Raw genomic sequence first — 17,093 nt, 5'->3', positions numbered from 1 at the left:
GCTCCCACCAGTGAAAATGTCTGATGAAAATTGCGCACCATGGAAAGATTTCTCTCCCGCTGATATTAGCTCCTGCCCTGTCGTCTTTTGCCTTTCCCGTTCTTGCCGCTGAGGACACGATGGTCGTTACGGCCACACAGGGCCCGATTTCCGAGCTGGACACGCCAGCCGCGGTCAGCGTCGTCAATGGCGACGACATGCGCCAGGCCGCACCGCGCGTTAACCTTTCAGAAAGCCTGAGCAGCGTGCCGGGCCTTCAGGTTCAGAATCGCCAGAACTATGCGCAAGATTTACAGCTTTCGGTGCGCGGATTTGGTTCTCGTTCCACCTATGGTGTGCGCGGCATAAGAATGTATGTCGATGGTATTCCTGCAACCATGCCTGACGGCCAGGGACAAACCTCAAATATCGATATTAACAGCGTTGAAAGCATTGAAGTGTTACGCGGCCCCTTCTCGGCGCTGTACGGCAACGCATCGGGCGGAGTGATTAACGTTAACACCACCACCGGCACACAGCCCCCAACCTTTGAGGCGAGTAGCTATTACGGCAGTTTCGGAAGCTGGCGTAATAGTATTAAAGCAACCGGTGCCACGGGTGATGGTACTCATGCCGGTGATGTCGATTATGCCGTTTCCGCTTCGCGCTTCACCACGCACGGTTATCGCGACCACAGCAGCGCCCAGAAAAATCTCGGCAACGCAAAGCTTGGTGTACGTCTTAATGAAGCGAGCAAATTAACGCTGCTGCTTAATAGCGTGGATATTGATGCCAACGATCCGGGCGGGTTAACTAAACAGGAATGGCGCAATGACCCGACTCAGGCTCCTCGCGCCGAACAGTACAATACCCGCAAGACCACCAAACAGACTCAGGCTGGCCTGCGCTACGACAGGCAGCTAACCGCCAATGATGATTTAAGTGTCATGACCTATGCGGGGGTGCGCGAAACTACGCAATATCAGTCTATTCCTGTCGCCCCGCAGTTAAATCCGACCCATCCGGGTGGAGTTATTTCACTGTCACGCCATTACCAAGGGATAGATTCTCGCTGGACGCACCGCGGCAATCTTCTGTCTGTGCCGGTGACGTTAACCTCCGGGCTTGATTACGAAACCATGTCGGAAAAGCGCAAAGGGTATGAAAACTTTGTGATAGAAAACGGCACCACGGTTTTAGGCGAGAAAGGCGATCTGCGCCGTGATGAACGTAACCTGATGTGGAACGTTGACCCGTATCTGCAAACTGCCTGGCAACTCACCGATAAACTGAGTCTTGATGCCGGCGTGCGTTTTAGCTCAGTCTATTTCGACTCGAACGATCAATACATCAAAGGTAAAAATGGTGATGACAGCGGAGACGCGAGCTACCACAAATGGCTACCTGCCACCGCGTTGAAATACGCCGTGACCGATGCCTGGAATATTTACACCTCTGCTGGTCGTGGTTTTGAAACGCCGACCATCAACGAACTCTCGTATCGTGATAACGGCCAGTCAGGTTTGAATTTTGGATTAAAACCGTCCACCAGCGATACCGTAGAAATCGGCAGTAAAACGCGCGTTGGCAATAGTTTGCTTACCGCAGCACTGTTCCAGACCGATACCGATGATGAGATTGTTGCAGACCAAAGCAGTGGTGGGCGTACGACCTACAAAAACGCCGGTGAAACACGCCGCCGTGGGGTGGAGCTCTCTGCTGATAGCCAACTTGGCTACGACTGGCGCGTAAAAATGGCATGGACTTATCTCGATGCGACCTATCGCAGCAACTCATGCGGTGATGACAACTGCGAGGGGAATCGTATTCCGGGCATCGCGCGTAATATGGGCTATGCTTCGCTTGAATACACGCCGCCAGAGGGCTTCTATGCAGGAGCTGACGTGCGTTATATGAGTGATATTCAGGCCAATGATGAGAATACTGCGAAAGCACCTGCTTACACTGTCGCCTCTCTCAACAGTGGTTATAAACTGCGGATTCAGGAAAGCTGGTTATTGGATATTTGGGGGCGCGTCGATAACCTGTTTGATCGCGAATATGTGGGTTCCGTTATCGTCAATGAGGGCAATGGCCGCTACTACGAACCCGCACCGGGGCGCAATTATGGTGTGGGGGTGAACCTGAGTTACACATTCCTGTAAGTAAAAAAAAACGGAACCACATCAGGTTCCGTTTTTATTTGGTGCAGGAGATGAATTACTCCATCGTCGCGCCGCCGTTAAGCTTGAAGACCACGTTGACAATCATACCCTGCCCCGGCTTGCCGCTTTCGTAGCGCCATTTTTTCATCGCCAGTTTCACTTCGCGCTCGAACATATTGGCAGGTGTCGCGGAAAGAATCGTCACATTGCTCACACTACCATCTGCAGCAACATCAAACTTCACACGTACCCTGCCTTCAATGCGCAGCGCATGTGCGCGGGCAGGATACTGTGGCGAATTACGGCTAAGCGCGCGCGGCCCAGTTGCAACAGGTGCTGCTGAGGCAACAGGTGCCGTGTTTGCAACCGGCGCGGGACGTGCTGGTGCGGTGTTAGTTACCGGCGCAGTCGGACGCGGTTCAAACGGTTTTACTTCGCGCTTCGGCTCTTCAACCTTTTTCACCGGCTTCGGTTTTGGCTTAGGTTTTGGTTTCGGTTCTGGCTTATGAATGACAACTGGCGCCTCTTTCGGCGGCTCAGGGATCGGTTCAGGCTCAGGTTCCGGTTCAGCTACCGGCTCTGGCGGTGGCTGAACAACTTCAGGTTGCGGGGGTTCAAGCTCAGCCGGAGTCACCATAGTGATACTGATAGGCTGTGCAGGTGCTGGCAACTCAACAACCTGATGATGTACCGAGGTATAGAGAGCCGCCGCGACAATAGCACCATGAAGTACGACGGAGAGTGCGGTCGGCCATGGAAAGCGGCGGCGAGGTAAATCAAGGGTCATTGACGTCATAATGTCTTAGGTCTCTTAAACAGGCGTCAATTTTAAATGCAAATAGCAATCATATTCAACAACGCATCGAACAAAGTCGCTCATTTTCCTACCAGGCGCTCTATTTTCCCACATTCAACGTAGCGATTTAACATCTTGTTAATACACAACAGATTTCAAGTTGCAGTCTTAGCTCCATTCACTTACCGTGTTTTACATATCTCATATCTATAAGGAGTGCTGCACGTGCTGTATGTCATTTATGCGGAAGATAATGCCGACTCTCTCGAAAAACGCACGGCTGTGCGCCCTGCTCACCTGGCCCGCCTACAACTTTTACGCGACGAAGGTCGCCTGTTAACTGCCGGGCCTATGCCTGCTGTCGACAGTAACGATCCGGGTGCTGCGGGTTTTACCGGTTCAACGGTAATTGCCGAGTTTGCATCTCTTGAAGATGCGCAAGCATGGGCTGAAGCAGATCCTTATATTGCTGCGGGTGTGTACAAGCAGGTGGCGATCAAACCATATAAAAAGGTATTCTGATTCAACTATTAGTACAGTGAATAAAGTTATCAGGAAATTTTTATGGATTTGTTTGATGAGTCTTATGAGCGCCACAAGCAATCTGTGGGTAATCAGGAAGCACGCTGGAACGCCTGGCTTGCCAAACATCCGTTGGTGATTGTCGCGGCGGCATCAGTTACTGTGTTGATTATTTTACTGGCAATGCACTTCTCGTAAGACCGGGATTTTGAAGATACTGGGCACCGCAAGCGGTGCCCTTTTCTTTACGACGCCCATTGATCGTGAATGGCAAACAGCAAGGAGTTACGCTGGCGGTTTGTCTGGCACTTTCTGATGGCGTGAATGCGCATGTTACGGCGTGACTGACCTTCCAGCCAACGCGATCTGCGCCGTTGTGTCTGACGAAGCATACGCCAACGCCCGACCTCAGTTCTACTACGCCTCATTTTTACGACTCAGGTTGCATGTAAGACGCGCCATTATAGTGTCTTCTTCACGCCAGACCAGCCGTTTTACGATTATACCCGTCATACTTAAAGTTGTTGGTACGTAGCCTTCCTACAACTCAAATGATTTTGGGTATAGTTTTAGTGTCAACCTCTGGCGGTTGTGCGTAAACTCAAAAGCATACGGTTTCTAAAGGATTTTTGAACTATGACAACCTTCTATACAGTCGTTAGTTGGCTGATCATTTTAGGTTATTGGCTTCTAATAGCAGGCGTAACGCTGCGAATTTTAATGAAGCGCCGCGCAGTTCCTTCAGCCATGGCATGGCTGCTGATTATTTATATTCTTCCGCTGGTAGGGATAATCGCCTACCTCTCATTTGGTGAGTTGCATCTGGGCAAACGTCGCGCCGAACGCGCACGAGCTATGTGGCCATCAACCGCAAAATGGCTTAACGATCTTAAAAGCTGCAAACATATTTTTGCTGAAGAAAATAGCGAGGTTGCGACATCGTTATTCCAGTTGTGTGAACGCCGCCAGGGAATTGGCGGTGTCAAAGGCAATCAGTTGCAACTACTCACGACCTCTGATGAAACGATGCATGCGTTAATTCGTGATATCCAGTTGGCTCGCCATAATATCGAGATGGTGTTCTACATCTGGCAGCCCGGTGGTTTAGCCGATCAAGTTGCTGAGTCCCTGATGGCCGCGGCTCGCCGTGGCATCCATTGCCGTTTAATGCTCGACTCGGCAGGAAGCGTAGCCTTCTTCCGCAGCCCGTGGGCAAATATGATGCGTAATGCCGGTGTCGAAGTCGTTGAAGCGCTCAAAGTTAATTTGATGCGTGTGTTCTTGCGCCGCATGGATTTACGCCAGCACCGTAAAATGGTGATGATCGATAATTACATCGCTTATACGGGCAGTATGAATCTCGTCGACCCACGCTTCTTTAAACAAGATGCAGGTGTTGGGCAATGGGTTGATTTAATGGCTCGTATGGAAGGACCGGTCGCGACCGCGATGGGCATTGTTTATTCCTGTGACTGGGAAATTGAGACTGGTAAAAGGATTTTACCACCGGCCCCAGACGCAAATATTATGCCGTTTGAAGAAGCCAGCGGTCATACGATTCACACCATTGCTTCAGGCCCAGGTTTCCCGGAAGATTTAATTCACCAGGCATTGCTGACATCTGTTTATGCCGCGCGTGAATATTTGATTATGACGACCCCTTACTTCGTGCCGAGCGATGATTTACTTCACGCAATTTGTACCGCTGCCCAACGTGGCGTTGATGTGAGTATTATCGTTCCTCACAAGAATGATTCGTTGCTGGTGGGCTGGGCAAGCCGCGCATTCTTTACCGAGCTTCTGGCGGCTGGTGTGAAAATTTATCAGTTCGAAGGTGGCTTGCTGCATACCAAGAGCGTTCTGGTCGATGGACAACTCAGTCTGGTAGGCACGGTGAATCTGGATATGCGTAGCCTTTGGCTCAATTTCGAGATAACTCTGGTTATCGACGACTCCGGTTTTGCCAGCGACCTTGCCGCCGTGCAAGACGATTATATCTCCCGCTCACGGCTGGTTGATCTACGCTTGTGGTTGAAACGCCCAATGTGGCAACGCGTGGTAGAGCGACTGTTTTACTTCTTTAGCCCGTTGCTGTAAAACGTGGCGCATCAGCACTCGATAAGTGGAAAATGAGATGGAAATGGATCTGAACAATCGCCTGACAGAAGATGAAACTCTCGAGCAGGCGTACGATATTTTTCTGGAACTGGCGGTAGATAACCTCGACCCGGCAGATGTGATTTTATTTAACCTGCAATTTGAAGAGCGTGGCGGTGCCGAGCTTTTTGACCCAGCTGAAGACTGGCAGGAACATGTAGATTTCGACCTGAACCCTGACTTTTTCGCCGAAGTCGTGATTGGCCTTGCCGATACAGACGGTGGCGAAATTAACGATATCTTTGCTCGTGTGCTGTTGTGCCGCGAAAAAGATCACAAACTCTGCCATATCCTCTGGCGCGAGTGATGCTTTTAGCGCGGCACTGCTGCCGCGCTACTCTTCTTTGCCTATTAGCGGTAATCGCCCACCACACGACTTACAATACTGCGCGTTAGTCTCATGATCTTGTTGATGGCATAACGGGCATTTTCGCTCCAGCCGTTTGCGCTGTAATTCCGCCGTCATCTGCGCGGTCAAAATCCCGGTTGGGATAGCAATCACCGAGTAGCCAATCAAGATAAGTAATGACGCCACTAACCTTCCTAACGGAGTGTGAGGCGTAATATCGCCGTAACCAACTGTCGCAACCGTCACCACGGCCCAATAAACCGAAACGCCAAGACTTGTGAAGCCGTTAACGGCCCCTTCAATTCCATACATTAATGCACCAGCCGTAACTAATACGATGGCGATAAATGAATAGAATAGAATCAGTTGGTGGCGGGCATTGACCACTGCGCGCCATAAGCTATTTAGTGCGGGCATTAAGCGCAGTAATTTTAGAATACGCAGCACGCGAACCGCCCGCATGGCACGCCAGGCAAAGAAGTAGTGTATTGCCAGCTCCGGCCATAGCCACAAAACATAGAGCGGCAGAATCGTCGCGAGATCAATAAAACCCCAGAAGCTAAATACATAGCGCACTGGCTCAGGCCAGGTGAGTACGCGCAGTATGTATTCAAGGGTGAAAACCAGGGTAAAACCAATTTCGATGGCGATAAACCAGCGCCACTGCTCTGGTGTGAAAGTGACTTGATTGCCGATGCTGGATTCAATAAAAACGGTGATGACACTAAGCAGGGCCAGCAAACCCCATAATACTTCGGAGCGGCGCCCTGAGCGGGTTCGTTGGTCAAATAAAACGTGGTAACAACGTTGTCTTAAAGAACTCTTATTCCCTGTCACGAAAACCTCGCCTGTGAAAAAGGCTGGCAATATGCCAGCCCTGCGAGATTATAACGGGTCAACCTTCAGACAGGAAACGGCATGCTTGAAACTGCCCTCCAGAACCGGGCGGGTTTTCGCACACTCTGGCCCTGCAATCGGGCAACGCGTACGGAATACGCAGCCTGACGGCGGGTTAATTGGCGATGGCAACTCCCCTTCAAGAAGTTGTATCGTTTTATTTCTTTCCAGATCCGGGTCAGGAATTGGCACAGCAGACATCAATGCTTTGGTATAAGGGTGCAGCGGATTATGGTACACCTCATCATAGGTGCCCAACTCAACTGCATGGCCCAGATACATCACCAGAACACGGTCAGAGATGTGTTTTACCACTGCCAAATCGTGCGCGATGAAGATAAGGGAAAGCCCCATTTCACGTTGCAGTTTTTGCAGCAGATTCACAACCTGAGCCTGGATTGACACGTCGAGCGCGGAAACCGGTTCGTCACAGATAATCAGTTTTGGCTCGAGGATCAGCGCACGGGCAATCCCGATACGCTGACACTGGCCACCTGAAAATTCGTGCGGATAACGGTTGATGAGGTTTGGCAACAAGCCTACTTTCATCATCATCGCTTTTACACGATCACGAACTTCCTGGCGTGGCATTTTCGGGTGATAAGTGCGCAGCGGCTCAGCGATAATATCGCCGATATTCATACGCGGGTTTAGTGACGCCAACGGGTCCTGGAAAATCATCTGGATGTCGCTACGCACATCGCGCCACTCGTCCTGATTCATGCCCAGCAAATCTTTACCCAGCCATGCTACGCGGCCTTCGGTCGCTTTCACCAGGCCAATGATCGCGCGGGCAAAAGTCGATTTCCCACAGCCAGATTCCCCTACCACACCCAGCGTTTCGCCTTCGTATAAACGCAGCGTCACGCCATCAACCGCTTTCAGGGTTTTAGAAGGTTGCCAAAACCACTGCTTACCGTCTTTGATATCAAAGTGAACTTTAAGATCGGCGATTTCTAAGAGGACTTTTTTCTCTTCTGTCACGGCGTTCATACTAACTCCTCCACTGGCTTAAAACAGGCGCGTAAGCGGCCTTCGCCAAATTGTTCCAGCGGCGGAGCCGTGTTACAGATTTCCATCGCATGCGGGCAACGAGGCTGGAACGGGCAACCTTTCGGCAAACGCAACAGGTTTGGCGGGTTGCCAGGAATAGTCAGCAGAGATTCACCTTCAGCATCCAGACGCGGTACCGCATTCAGCAGGCCGATAGAATACGGGTGAACCGGGTTGTAAAACACATCCCGCGCCTGACCATACTCCATAGTACGCCCGGCATACATAACCAGTACTTTGTCGCAAATGCCGGCAACAACACCCAGATCGTGGGTGATCATGATAATCGCGGTGTTGAACTCACGCTTAAGATCGTTCAGCAGCGTCATGATTTGCGCCTGAACGGTAACGTCCAGTGCGGTCGTTGGTTCATCGGCAATCAGCAGTTTTGGACGGCACAGTAAAGCCATGGCAATCATTACGCGCTGGCGCATACCGCCGGAAAATTCATGCGGGAACATACGCATGCGTTTACGTGCTTCAGGCATTTTAACTGCGTCGAGCATACGAACTGATTCTTCAAACGCTTCTGCTTTACCCAATTTCTTGTGCAACATCAGTACTTCCATCAACTGCTCACCTACACGCATGTAAGGGTTCAGCGAGGTCATTGGATCCTGGAAGATCATCGAAATCTGTTCTGCACGCAGGCGGTTAAGCTGGTTTTCTGGCAGATTCAGGATCTCTTTGCCATTAAACTTCGCTGAGCCGCCAATACGGCCATTCGCCGCCAGCAAACCCATTAAAGCAAAAGCCGTTTGCGATTTACCGGAACCGGACTCGCCCACAATGCCCAGCGTTTCACCGGCTCGCAGGCTGAAATTCAGATCGTTTACCGCAGTAACATCACCGTCTGGCGTACCGAAGGTGACGCGCAGATCTTTTACGTCTAACAACGTAGAAGCCTGGCTCAGTGGAGTAACCACCGCAGGATTTTCAATTGTGCTCATCGCGGCACTCCTTAACGATCTTTCGGGTCGAGGGCATCACGCAGGCCATCGCCGATAAAGTTGAAACAGAACAGGGTGATAACCAGGAAGCCTGCCGGGAACATCAGTAACCATGGAGAAACTTCCATGGAGTTGGCACCATCGCTTAGCAATGCGCCCCAGCTACTAAGTGGTTCTTGCGTACCCAGTCCCAGGAAGCTCAGGAACGATTCGAACAAGATCATGCTTGGCACCAGCAGCGAGGCATAAACAACTACCACGCCGAGTACGTTTGGCACAATGTGACGAACCACAATGTTAACGGTAGAAACACCGCCAACCTGGGCTGCTTCAATGAACTCTTTACGTTTCAGGCTCAGCGTTTGGCCACGCACGATACGCGCCATATCCAGCCAGGAAACCATGCCGATTGCGACAAAAATCAGCAAGATGTTTTGCCCGAAGAATGTCACCAGTAAAATAACGAAGAACATGAATGGGAAGGAGTTGAGGATCTCGAGCAGACGCATCATCACAGAGTCGGTTTTGCCACCCAGATAGCCCGCAAGCGAACCATACAATGTGCCAACCACTACTGCGACCAGTGCTGCTGCAACACCCACCATCAACGAGATACGACCACCGATTGCGACACGAACCAGCAGGTCACGGCCCGAGGAGTCTGTCCCGAAATAGTGACCAGAGGTCATATCCGGTGCAGCGGACATCATTCCCCAGTCGGTATCAAAATAACTAAATTGCGACAGCATCGGCGCGAAGGTCACGAACAGCGCGATAAGTGCCAGGACAATCAAACTCGCTACCGCTGCACGGTTATGCATAAAGCGGCGACGGGCGTCTTGCCAAAGGCTACGGCCTTCTACTTCTAGTTTTTCACTGAAGTTTTCCAGCGCCTCGCTGTTTTTATTACTCAACATCATGGCGTACTCCAGCGTCAGTAACGGATTTTCGGATCGATAACGGCATACAGCACATCAACAATCGCGTTAAAGAGAATAGTCAGCGCGCCGACCAGAATGGTCAGGCTCAGAACCAATGAATAGTCACGGTTCAACGCTCCGTTTACGAACAACTGGCCGATACCTGGTAATCCGTAAATGGTTTCAATAACCATCGAGCCTGTGATGATACCGACAAATGCCGGGCCCAAATATGACAGAACGGGTAACAGTGCAGGTTTCAAGGCGTGGCGCAAAATAATGCGGCGCATCGGCAACCCTTTCGCACGTGCGGTACGGATAAAGTTGGAGTGCAGAACTTCAATCATTGAGCCACGAGTGATACGCGCGATACTGGCAATATAAGCCAAAGACAACGCGACCATTGGTAAGATCATGTATTGAATGGCCCCGCCGTTCCACCCGCCTCCGGGCAACCACTTGAGGGTTATCGCAAATATAAGAACCAGTAATGGCGCCACCACGAAGCTCGGGATAACTACCCCCGTCATGGCCACCCCCATTACTGCGTAATCCCATTTGGTATTTTGATTCAGTGCGGCAATAACCCCAGCCAAAACGCCTAACACGACGGCAAAGATAAATGCAGCAGCACCCAATTTTGCCGAGACAGGGAAGCTTGAAGCCACCAGGTCGTTCACTGAGTAATCTTTATATTTAAATGACGGGCCAAAATCACCGTGCGCCAGTTGTTTCAGATAGCTGAAATACTGGGTCGAGATCGGATCGTTTAAATGGTATTTGGCTTCAATGTTCGCCATAACTTCCGGCGGCAGTGCGCGTTCACTGGTAAAAGGGCTACCTGGAGCAAGGCGCATCATGAAGAATGAAATTGTTATAAGAATAAAGAGTGTCGGAATTGCTTCCAGACAACGACGCAGAATAAATTTCAACATTGCCCATACCTTCTGGCTGTGCCTTTAGAGTGCGATAAAATAAGACACGATGGGGCAAAAATTACCCTAAATAATTCACGTACAGCGTGAAGTAGAAAGACTAAAACTTGCCCCACGAATTGCCATTAATGTTTGATGATATACATATCTTTAGTATAGATATTATCCATCGGGTCTTTACCGGTATAACCGCCAACCCATGGTTTCACCAGACGGGCATTCACGTAGTAATAAACCGGAACGATTGCAGAATCTTTGCCCAATTGCTGTTCCGCTTTATCGTATGCAGCAGCACGTTGTGCATCATCCGTCGCTTTCAGCGATTCCGCCATAATGGCATCAAAGGCTGGGCTCTTATAATGCGCGGTGTTCATTGAGCTTGTAGAAAGCATGGTGTTCAGGAAGGAGGTCGGCTCGTTGTAATCCGCACACCAGCCAGCACGCGCAACGTTGTAGTTGCCCTGGTGACGAGTGTCGAGGAAGGTTTTCCATTCCTGGTTTACCAGCTTAACGTTCACACCGAGGTTTTTCTGCCAGATAGACGCGGCAGCGATTGCCAGTTTCTTGTGCAGATCGGAGGTATTGTACAGCAGGTCGAAGGTCAGCGGTTTATCTTTGGTGTAACCCGCTTCAGCCAGCAATTTCTTAGCTTCTTCGTTGCGTTTTTCCTGGGTCCATGAGAACCACTCAGGCTTAGTCAGTTTTGCGCCGTCAGCATAAGGAGGGGTGTAGCCATATGCTGGCAGATCGCCCTGCGCCTTCACTTTATTAACGATAATGTCACGATCCAGGCCCAGTTTCAGAGCAGTACGAACGCGCGCATCATTAAATGGAGCTTTCTGGTTGTTGATTTCGTAGTAGTAAGTACACAGATACGGGTCAACGTGTACTTCAGCTGGAATTTCTTTTTTCAGCTTCTGGAACAGCTCGATCGGCAGGTTGTTATACGTCATGTCAATCTCGCCGCTGCGGTAGCGGTTCACATCCGTGACTTCGGAAGAGATTGGCAGATAAGTAATTTGTGAAATAACAGTCTTAGCGTTATCCCAATAATTGGTATTACGCTCCATTACGATGCGTTCGTTAACAACCCAGTCTTTCAGTTTGTAGGCACCGTTGCTGACGATGTTTGCAGGTTGGGTCCACTTCTCACCAAACTTCTCAATGGCGGTTTTATTCACCGGGGACATCGCCGGGTTAACCAGAAGTTTGTAGAAATAAGGAACAGGCTCGCTCAAAGTGACTTCCAGAGTGTGGTCGTCAATGGCTTTTACGCCCAATTCACTTGGTTTCATTTTACCGTCAATGATGGCATCAACGTTTACGATATGGCCGTATTGCGGGTAGCTTGCATATGGGGAAGCGGTATTTGGATCAACCAGACGCTGCCAGCTATAAACAAAATCTTGCGCTGTGACGGGTTCGCCGTTAGACCATTTAGCATCTTTACGCAGATGGAAGGTCCAGACTTTGAAATCTTTGTTATCCCAGGACTCAGCTACACCCGGAATTGGGTGTCCGTCTTTTGGAGAAGTAATCAGTAAGCCTTCAAAAAGATCACGGCTAACGTTTGACTCAGGAACACCTTCAATCTTATTTGGGTCCAGAGACTGTGGTTCAGCACCGTTATTTCGAATCAACGTTTGCTTTTCTGACAGTTGAACACCTGCAGGAACTTCGGCCGCCATGGCCACGTTGCCTACGATTAGCGCGGATAAAATACTTGCTGCTACCAGACTTTTTTTTGTGATGATGGACATTGTGTTGATACTCCACTCATTATAATTACCGACCCGAAAGCCAGCCTCTTCCCCTTAGGGTTCCTTAACAGTGCAAGAGCGTTATGCGACTGCCCGGATTAACTTCTGTCTTACTTGCTATCACCGACTTTATTTTTTGGGATGCTCTTATTGGCACCCTGCTCCGTCGATTCTTAATCAACCTACCCTGTACCCAGGTTGATTTTTATGAGTCATCTGTAAATGAAACATTTCTCAGATAATTGTGTTGCCCGGAAAGTATCAAAAGCCTCTGATGCCCGCCAATACAATTTGCAAATTTGTTAACCATTTCTCTTTTATCTATTCAGAGAGTGGTTCGTAACGATGTTTTTCCCGTGCCAGGGAATCGGTTAACTCTTTAAAAATAAAAGATATAACGGTGAAAAGAAAGATGGATTTCACCTGGGCTTACGGCACCCAACCATCATTCACGAAAATTTAACAATTGGTTGTTTTTTAGCACATTCATCTGCTTGATGGCATGATTTACTAATATCATCTCAATAAAGCGGCAGCAAGCATCATTGTGTAGTGTGAGTTAAATAACGAACTGATTGTCAGTTTTATGTACAGCGGGGAAAACTGAAGGGAGTTAATACGCGGTTTCCAAAGCATTTTCTTATGAATAACTTTCTTATGAAAACTAAAAAAATGCTTATGCTTTAATCGCATTGGTAAAAAATTAACAAAAAAAGCAGAATAATTATTCTGCTTTTTCATTTGCCGCTTTCAGCAGAACTAACTTAATAACCCTGGGAAGATAGTTTTCAGGCCAGTCACTATAAATTCAATACCCAGCGCCATCAACAACAACCCCATTATACGGGTGATAACGTTGATACCAGTTTGCCCCAACAAACGGACTAACCACGGCGCAAGGCGGAAAACCAGCCAGCAACAAAAAGCAAAGAGTGCAATAGCGATTGAAAAACCAACCAAATAATTCCAGCTATGGTAACGCGTGCCCCATACAATAGTCGAACTGATTGCACCGGGACCTGCCATTAAAGGCAATGCCAATGGCACGACACCCACACTTTCACGGATAGCACTTTCTGATTTTTCTTGTTTGTTCTGTTTATCTTCCCCGAGTTTACCGCTGATCATCGACATCGCAATAGTGACCACCAGGATACCACCAGCAATACGGAAAGAATCAATTGATATGCCGAATAATTGCAGGATCCCATCACCAAGGAACAATGACGTCCATAAAATAATCGCTACTGAGAGATTCGCAGTGAGGTTTGTTTTATTCCTGGCCAACGCCGTTTGGTAGCTGGTCATACTGATAAATACAGGGATGATTCCCACTGGGTTTACCAGCGCGAACAAGCCAATAAAGAACTTAAAATAGGTAGGCAAATCGAACAAGGATTGAGCCACTCAAAACTCCGCAAATAAAGTAGCAAAGGCCGGCGTAATGTAATGGAAAACAGGTGTTGGCGCCACGCACTTTCGCAGCATAGATAACTACTTTTATAAGCAAATGCGATATTAAACGATATTGTTACCCACATGTTGAAAATATGGTAATTTGTTTCGCTATTGCTGTGACGGAAATTTTAAAGACTTATCAGTAACCTAAATCAGTCATGCTGAATGGAGTCAGCCTTAATATAATGTGATGTAAATCACAAAAAACCTACTCAGAAGTGAGTACTCTTGGATACATCCGAAGAGCATTTGATTCACACGATGAATAGGTTTTTCGATAAGGCTCTTTTAGTAAATCAGCAAGATGTTTTGGGAAGTTTTTGGATAGTCGTGGCCCGTCTTTTACGCAAGCTGTTGCCCGCTGACTATACTGTCGTCTCGAGCAGCTCATTTACTAAAAGAGTTTAAACATTATCAGGAGAGCATTATGGCTGTAACTAATGTCGCTGAACTTAACGCACTCGTAGAGCGCGTCAAGAAAGCCCAGCGTGAATATGCCAACTTTACTCAAGAGCAAGTTGATAAAATCTTCCGCGCCGCCGCTCTGGCTGCTGCAGATGCTCGAATCCCTCTCGCGAAACTGGCCGTTGCCGAATCTGGCATGGGTATCGTTGAAGATAAAGTGATCAAAAACCACTTTGCTTCAGAGTATATCTACAACGCCTATAAAGATGAGAAAACCTGCGGTGTGTTGGATGAAGACCACACCTTCGGTACTATCACCATCGCTGAGCCAATCGGTATCATCTGCGGTATCGTGCCAACCACTAACCCAACTTCAACGGCTATCTTTAAATCTCTGATCAGCCTTAAGACACGTAACGCGATCATCTTCTCTCCACACCCACGTGCAAAAGACGCGACCAATAAAGCAGCAGACATCGTTCTGCAAGCTGCAATCGCTGCCGGTGCACCTAAAGATCTGATTGGTTGGATTGACCAGCCTTCTGTTGAACTGTCTAACGCACTGATGCACCACCCAGATATCAACATGATTCTGGCAACCGGTGGCCCAGGCATGGTTAAAGCCGCTTATAGCTCCGGTAAACCAGCAATCGGCGTAGGCGCAGGTAACACCCCTGTTGTTGTTGACGAAACTGCCGACATCAAACGTGTTGTTGCTTCTATCCTGATGTCTAAAACCTTCGATAACGGCGTAATCTGTGCTTCTGAACAGTCCGTCATTGTTGTTGACTCTGCATATGATGCAGTACGTGCGCGTTTCGCTTCTCACGGCGGCTACATGCTGCAGGGCGAAGAGCTGAAAGCCGTACAGAATATCATTCTGAAAAACGGCGCACTGAACGCAGCTATTGTTGGTCAGCCAGCAACTAAAATTGCTGAACTGGCAGGCTTCACAGTACCGGCTGACACCAAGATCCTGATTGGTGAAGTTAGCGTTGTTGACGAATCTGAGCCGTTTGCTCACGAAAAACTGTCTCCAACTCTGGCTATGTACCGTGCTAAGAGCTTCGAAGATGCGGTTGTTAAAGCTGAGAAACTGGTTGAGATGGGCGGCATCGGCCACACCTCTTGCTTGTACACAGACCAGGACAACCAGCCAGAGCGCGTTAAGCACTTCGGCGACAAAATGAAAACTGCACGTATCCTGATCAACACCCCTGCTTCTCAGGGTGGTATCGGTGACCTGTACAACTTCAAACTCGCGCCTTCCCTGACTCTGGGTTGTGGCTCATGGGGTGGTAACTCCATCTCTGAGAACGTGGGTCCTAAGCACCTGATCAACAAGAAAACCGTTGCTAAGCGAGCTGAGAACATGTTGTGGCATAAACTTCCGAAATCTATCTACTTCCGCCGTGGCTCCCTGCCAATCGCGCTGGACGAAGTGATTACTGATGGTCACAAACGTGCGATGATCGTTACCGACCGTTTCCTGTTCAACAACGGTTACGCAGACCAGATCACCTCTGTTCTGAAAGCAGCTGGCGTTGAAACTGAAGTCTTCTTCGAAGTAGAAGCTGATCCAACTCTGTCCGTAGTACGTAAAGGTGCAGAACTGGCGAACTCCTTCAAACCAGACGTGATTATCGCGCTGGGCGGCGGTTCCCCGATGGATGCTGCGAAAATCATGTGGGTTATGTACGAGCACCCAGAAACTCACTTCGAAGAACTGGCTCTGCGCTTCATGGACATCCGTAAGCGTATCTACAAGTTCCCGAAAATGGGCGTAAAAGCGAAAATGATCGCGGTTACCACCACTTCCGGTACTGGTTCAGAAGTGACTCCGTTTGCCGTTGTAACTGATGATGCAACTGGCCAGAAATACCCACTGGCTGACTACGCTCTGACTCCAGATATGGCGATTGTTGATGCCAACCTGGTCATGGACATGCCTAAGTCTCTGTGTGCATTCGGTGGTCTGGATGCCGTGACTCACGCACTTGAAGCTTATGTTTCTGTTCTGGCGAGCGAGTTCTCTGACGGTCAGGCTCTGCAAGCGCTGAAACTGCTGAAAGAAAACCTGCCAGCATCTTACAACGAAGGCTCTAAAAACCCAGTTGCTCGTGAGCGTGTACACAACGCTGCGACTATCGCAGGTATCGCGTTTGCTAACGCCTTCCTGGGTGTGTGTCACTCAATGGCTCACAAACTGGGTTCACAGTTCCACATTCCTCACGGTCTGGCGAACGCCCTGTTGATCTCCAACGTTATCCGTTATAACGCGAACGACAACCCAACCAAGCAGACTGCATTCAGCCAGTATGACCGCCCACAAGCGCGTCGTCGTTATGCTGAAATCGCAGACCATCTGGGTCTGAGCGCACCGGGCGACCGTACTGCTGCTAAGATCGAGAAACTGCTGGCATGGCTTGACAGCATCAAGGCTGAACTGGGTATTCCTAAGTCCATCCGCGAAGCTGGCGTTCAGGAAGCTGACTTCCTGGCTCACGTTGATAAACTGTCTGAAGATGCGTTCGATGACCAGTGTACCGGTGCTAACCCACGTTACCCACTGATCTCTGAACTGAAACAAATTCTGATGGATACCTTCTACGGTCGTGAATTCACCGAAGATGGCAACGAAGCAGCGCAGGCTAAAGCAGTCGTTCCTGTTGCTAAAGCAGACAAGAAAGCGAAGAAAACCGCTTAATTGTTATTGCTAATAAAAAACCCGCTTCGGCGCAATGCCG

At 49.2% G+C, this 17,093-nt stretch carries 15 protein-coding genes; 6 read left to right on the top strand and 9 right to left on the bottom strand.

Going from position 1 to position 17,093, the window contains the following annotated elements; translation table 11 throughout:
• The first annotated feature begins 23 nt into the window (after positions 1–23).
• Positions 24–2,144, top strand: a complete 2,121-nt coding sequence (pqqU, locus tag M979_RS05325; protein ID WP_064554011.1) for a TonB-dependent receptor PqqU — start codon at positions 24–26, stop codon at positions 2,142–2,144.
• Positions 2,145–2,199: 55 nt separating this feature from the next.
• On the opposite strand, the gene tonB is transcribed toward pqqU, so the two are convergent.
• Positions 2,200–2,940 (bottom strand): TonB system transport protein TonB, encoded by a 741-nt coding sequence (gene tonB, locus M979_RS05320; RefSeq protein ID WP_072009404.1) that lies wholly within the window; start codon positions 2,938–2,940, stop codon positions 2,200–2,202.
• A gap of 225 nt (positions 2,941–3,165) precedes the next feature.
• Here tonB and M979_RS05315 point away from each other — a divergent pair, with 225 nt between their 5' ends.
• On the top strand, positions 3,166–3,462 hold the full coding sequence (locus tag M979_RS05315; RefSeq protein ID WP_034494998.1) for a YciI family protein: 297 nt from the start codon (positions 3,166–3,168) through the stop codon (positions 3,460–3,462).
• Between the two features lie 42 nt (positions 3,463–3,504).
• Entirely contained in the window at positions 3,505–3,660 is a 156-nt protein-coding gene (locus tag M979_RS23250) for a hypothetical protein (protein WP_154150139.1), read from the top strand.
• A 47-nt stretch (positions 3,661–3,707) separates the two neighbouring features.
• On the opposite strand, the gene M979_RS22395 is transcribed toward M979_RS23250, so the two are convergent.
• Positions 3,708–3,890 (bottom strand): YciY family protein, encoded by a 183-nt coding sequence (locus M979_RS22395; RefSeq protein WP_072009405.1) that lies wholly within the window; start codon positions 3,888–3,890, stop codon positions 3,708–3,710.
• Positions 3,891–4,098: 208 nt separating this feature from the next.
• Between M979_RS22395 and cls the strand changes: the two genes are divergently transcribed.
• Positions 4,099–5,559 (top strand): cardiolipin synthase, encoded by a 1,461-nt coding sequence (gene cls / locus M979_RS05310; protein WP_034455829.1) that lies wholly within the window; start codon positions 4,099–4,101, stop codon positions 5,557–5,559.
• A gap of 37 nt (positions 5,560–5,596) precedes the next feature.
• Entirely contained in the window at positions 5,597–5,926 is a 330-nt protein-coding gene (locus tag M979_RS05305; protein WP_034455830.1) for an HI1450 family dsDNA-mimic protein, read from the top strand.
• 27 nt (positions 5,927–5,953) lie between these two features.
• On the opposite strand, the gene M979_RS05300 is transcribed toward M979_RS05305, so the two are convergent.
• From M979_RS05300 to M979_RS05265, 7 genes are all read right to left on the bottom strand, one after another.
• On the bottom strand, positions 5,954–6,805 hold the full coding sequence (locus M979_RS05300) for an ion transporter (RefSeq protein WP_034455831.1): 852 nt from the start codon (positions 6,803–6,805) through the stop codon (positions 5,954–5,956).
• Between the two features lie 48 nt (positions 6,806–6,853).
• On the bottom strand, positions 6,854–7,858 hold the full coding sequence (gene oppF / locus M979_RS05295; protein ID WP_064554010.1) for a murein tripeptide/oligopeptide ABC transporter ATP-binding protein OppF: 1,005 nt from the start codon (positions 7,856–7,858) through the stop codon (positions 6,854–6,856).
• Positions 7,855–8,868: an ABC transporter ATP-binding protein gene (oppD, locus tag M979_RS05290; RefSeq protein WP_034455834.1), complete on the bottom strand. Its 1,014-nt coding sequence runs from the start codon at positions 8,866–8,868 to the stop codon at positions 7,855–7,857. Before oppD ends, oppF begins: the two co-directional genes overlap by 4 nt.
• A gap of 11 nt (positions 8,869–8,879) precedes the next feature.
• Positions 8,880–9,788: an oligopeptide ABC transporter permease OppC gene (oppC, locus tag M979_RS05285; RefSeq protein ID WP_064518507.1), complete on the bottom strand. Its 909-nt coding sequence runs from the start codon at positions 9,786–9,788 to the stop codon at positions 8,880–8,882.
• Positions 9,789–9,802: 14 nt separating this feature from the next.
• The gene (gene oppB / locus M979_RS05280; RefSeq protein ID WP_034455836.1) at positions 9,803–10,723 is read right to left on the bottom strand and encodes an oligopeptide ABC transporter permease OppB; all 921 of its coding nucleotides are present in this window, start codon (positions 10,721–10,723) and stop codon (positions 9,803–9,805) included.
• Between the two features lie 125 nt (positions 10,724–10,848).
• Positions 10,849–12,483 carry an oligopeptide ABC transporter substrate-binding protein OppA gene (gene oppA, locus M979_RS05275; protein WP_034455837.1) on the bottom strand — a complete coding sequence of 545 codons (1,635 nt, stop codon included), beginning with the start codon at positions 12,481–12,483 and terminating at the stop codon, positions 10,849–10,851.
• A 759-nt stretch (positions 12,484–13,242) separates the two neighbouring features.
• Positions 13,243–13,890: a YchE family NAAT transporter gene (locus M979_RS05265; RefSeq protein ID WP_034455840.1), complete on the bottom strand. Its 648-nt coding sequence runs from the start codon at positions 13,888–13,890 to the stop codon at positions 13,243–13,245.
• Positions 13,891–14,368: 478 nt separating this feature from the next.
• Between M979_RS05265 and adhE the strand changes: the two genes are divergently transcribed.
• Positions 14,369–17,053: a bifunctional acetaldehyde-CoA/alcohol dehydrogenase gene (adhE, locus tag M979_RS05260; RefSeq protein ID WP_064554009.1), complete on the top strand. Its 2,685-nt coding sequence runs from the start codon at positions 14,369–14,371 to the stop codon at positions 17,051–17,053.
• The last annotated feature ends 40 nt before the right edge of the window (positions 17,054–17,093 follow it).

Source organism: Buttiauxella noackiae ATCC 51607, from assembly GCF_001654865.1.
Classification (GTDB): Bacteria; Pseudomonadota; Gammaproteobacteria; order Enterobacterales; family Enterobacteriaceae; genus Buttiauxella; species Buttiauxella noackiae.
The sequence above is the reverse complement of the archived record's forward strand: the minus strand, read 5'-3'. Positions and strand labels throughout refer to the sequence as shown.

What these genes read in the sequence shown, in the direction of transcription:
- pqqU (WP_064554011.1), top strand. Translation starts at nt 24, where the DNA reads ATGAAAATTGCGCACCATGGAAAGATTTCTCTCCCGCTGATATTAGCT.
- tonB (WP_072009404.1), bottom strand. Translation starts at nt 2,940, where the DNA reads ATGACGTCAATGACCCTTGATTTACCTCGCCGCCGCTTTCCATGGCCG.
- M979_RS23250 (WP_154150139.1), top strand. Translation starts at nt 3,505, where the DNA reads ATGGATTTGTTTGATGAGTCTTATGAGCGCCACAAGCAATCTGTGGGT.
- M979_RS22395 (WP_072009405.1), bottom strand. Translation starts at nt 3,890, where the DNA reads ATGAGGCGTAGTAGAACTGAGGTCGGGCGTTGGCGTATGCTTCGTCAG.
- cls (WP_034455829.1), top strand. Translation starts at nt 4,099, where the DNA reads ATGACAACCTTCTATACAGTCGTTAGTTGGCTGATCATTTTAGGTTAT.
- M979_RS05305 (WP_034455830.1), top strand. Translation starts at nt 5,597, where the DNA reads ATGGAAATGGATCTGAACAATCGCCTGACAGAAGATGAAACTCTCGAG.
- oppF (WP_064554010.1), bottom strand. Translation starts at nt 7,858, where the DNA reads ATGAACGCCGTGACAGAAGAGAAAAAAGTCCTCTTAGAAATCGCCGAT.
- oppD (WP_034455834.1), bottom strand. Translation starts at nt 8,868, where the DNA reads ATGAGCACAATTGAAAATCCTGCGGTGGTTACTCCACTGAGCCAGGCT.
- oppC (WP_064518507.1), bottom strand. Translation starts at nt 9,788, where the DNA reads ATGATGTTGAGTAATAAAAACAGCGAGGCGCTGGAAAACTTCAGTGAA.
- oppB (WP_034455836.1), bottom strand. Translation starts at nt 10,723, where the DNA reads ATGTTGAAATTTATTCTGCGTCGTTGTCTGGAAGCAATTCCGACACTC.
- oppA (WP_034455837.1), bottom strand. Translation starts at nt 12,483, where the DNA reads ATGTCCATCATCACAAAAAAAAGTCTGGTAGCAGCAAGTATTTTATCC.
- adhE (WP_064554009.1), top strand. Translation starts at nt 14,369, where the DNA reads ATGGCTGTAACTAATGTCGCTGAACTTAACGCACTCGTAGAGCGCGTC.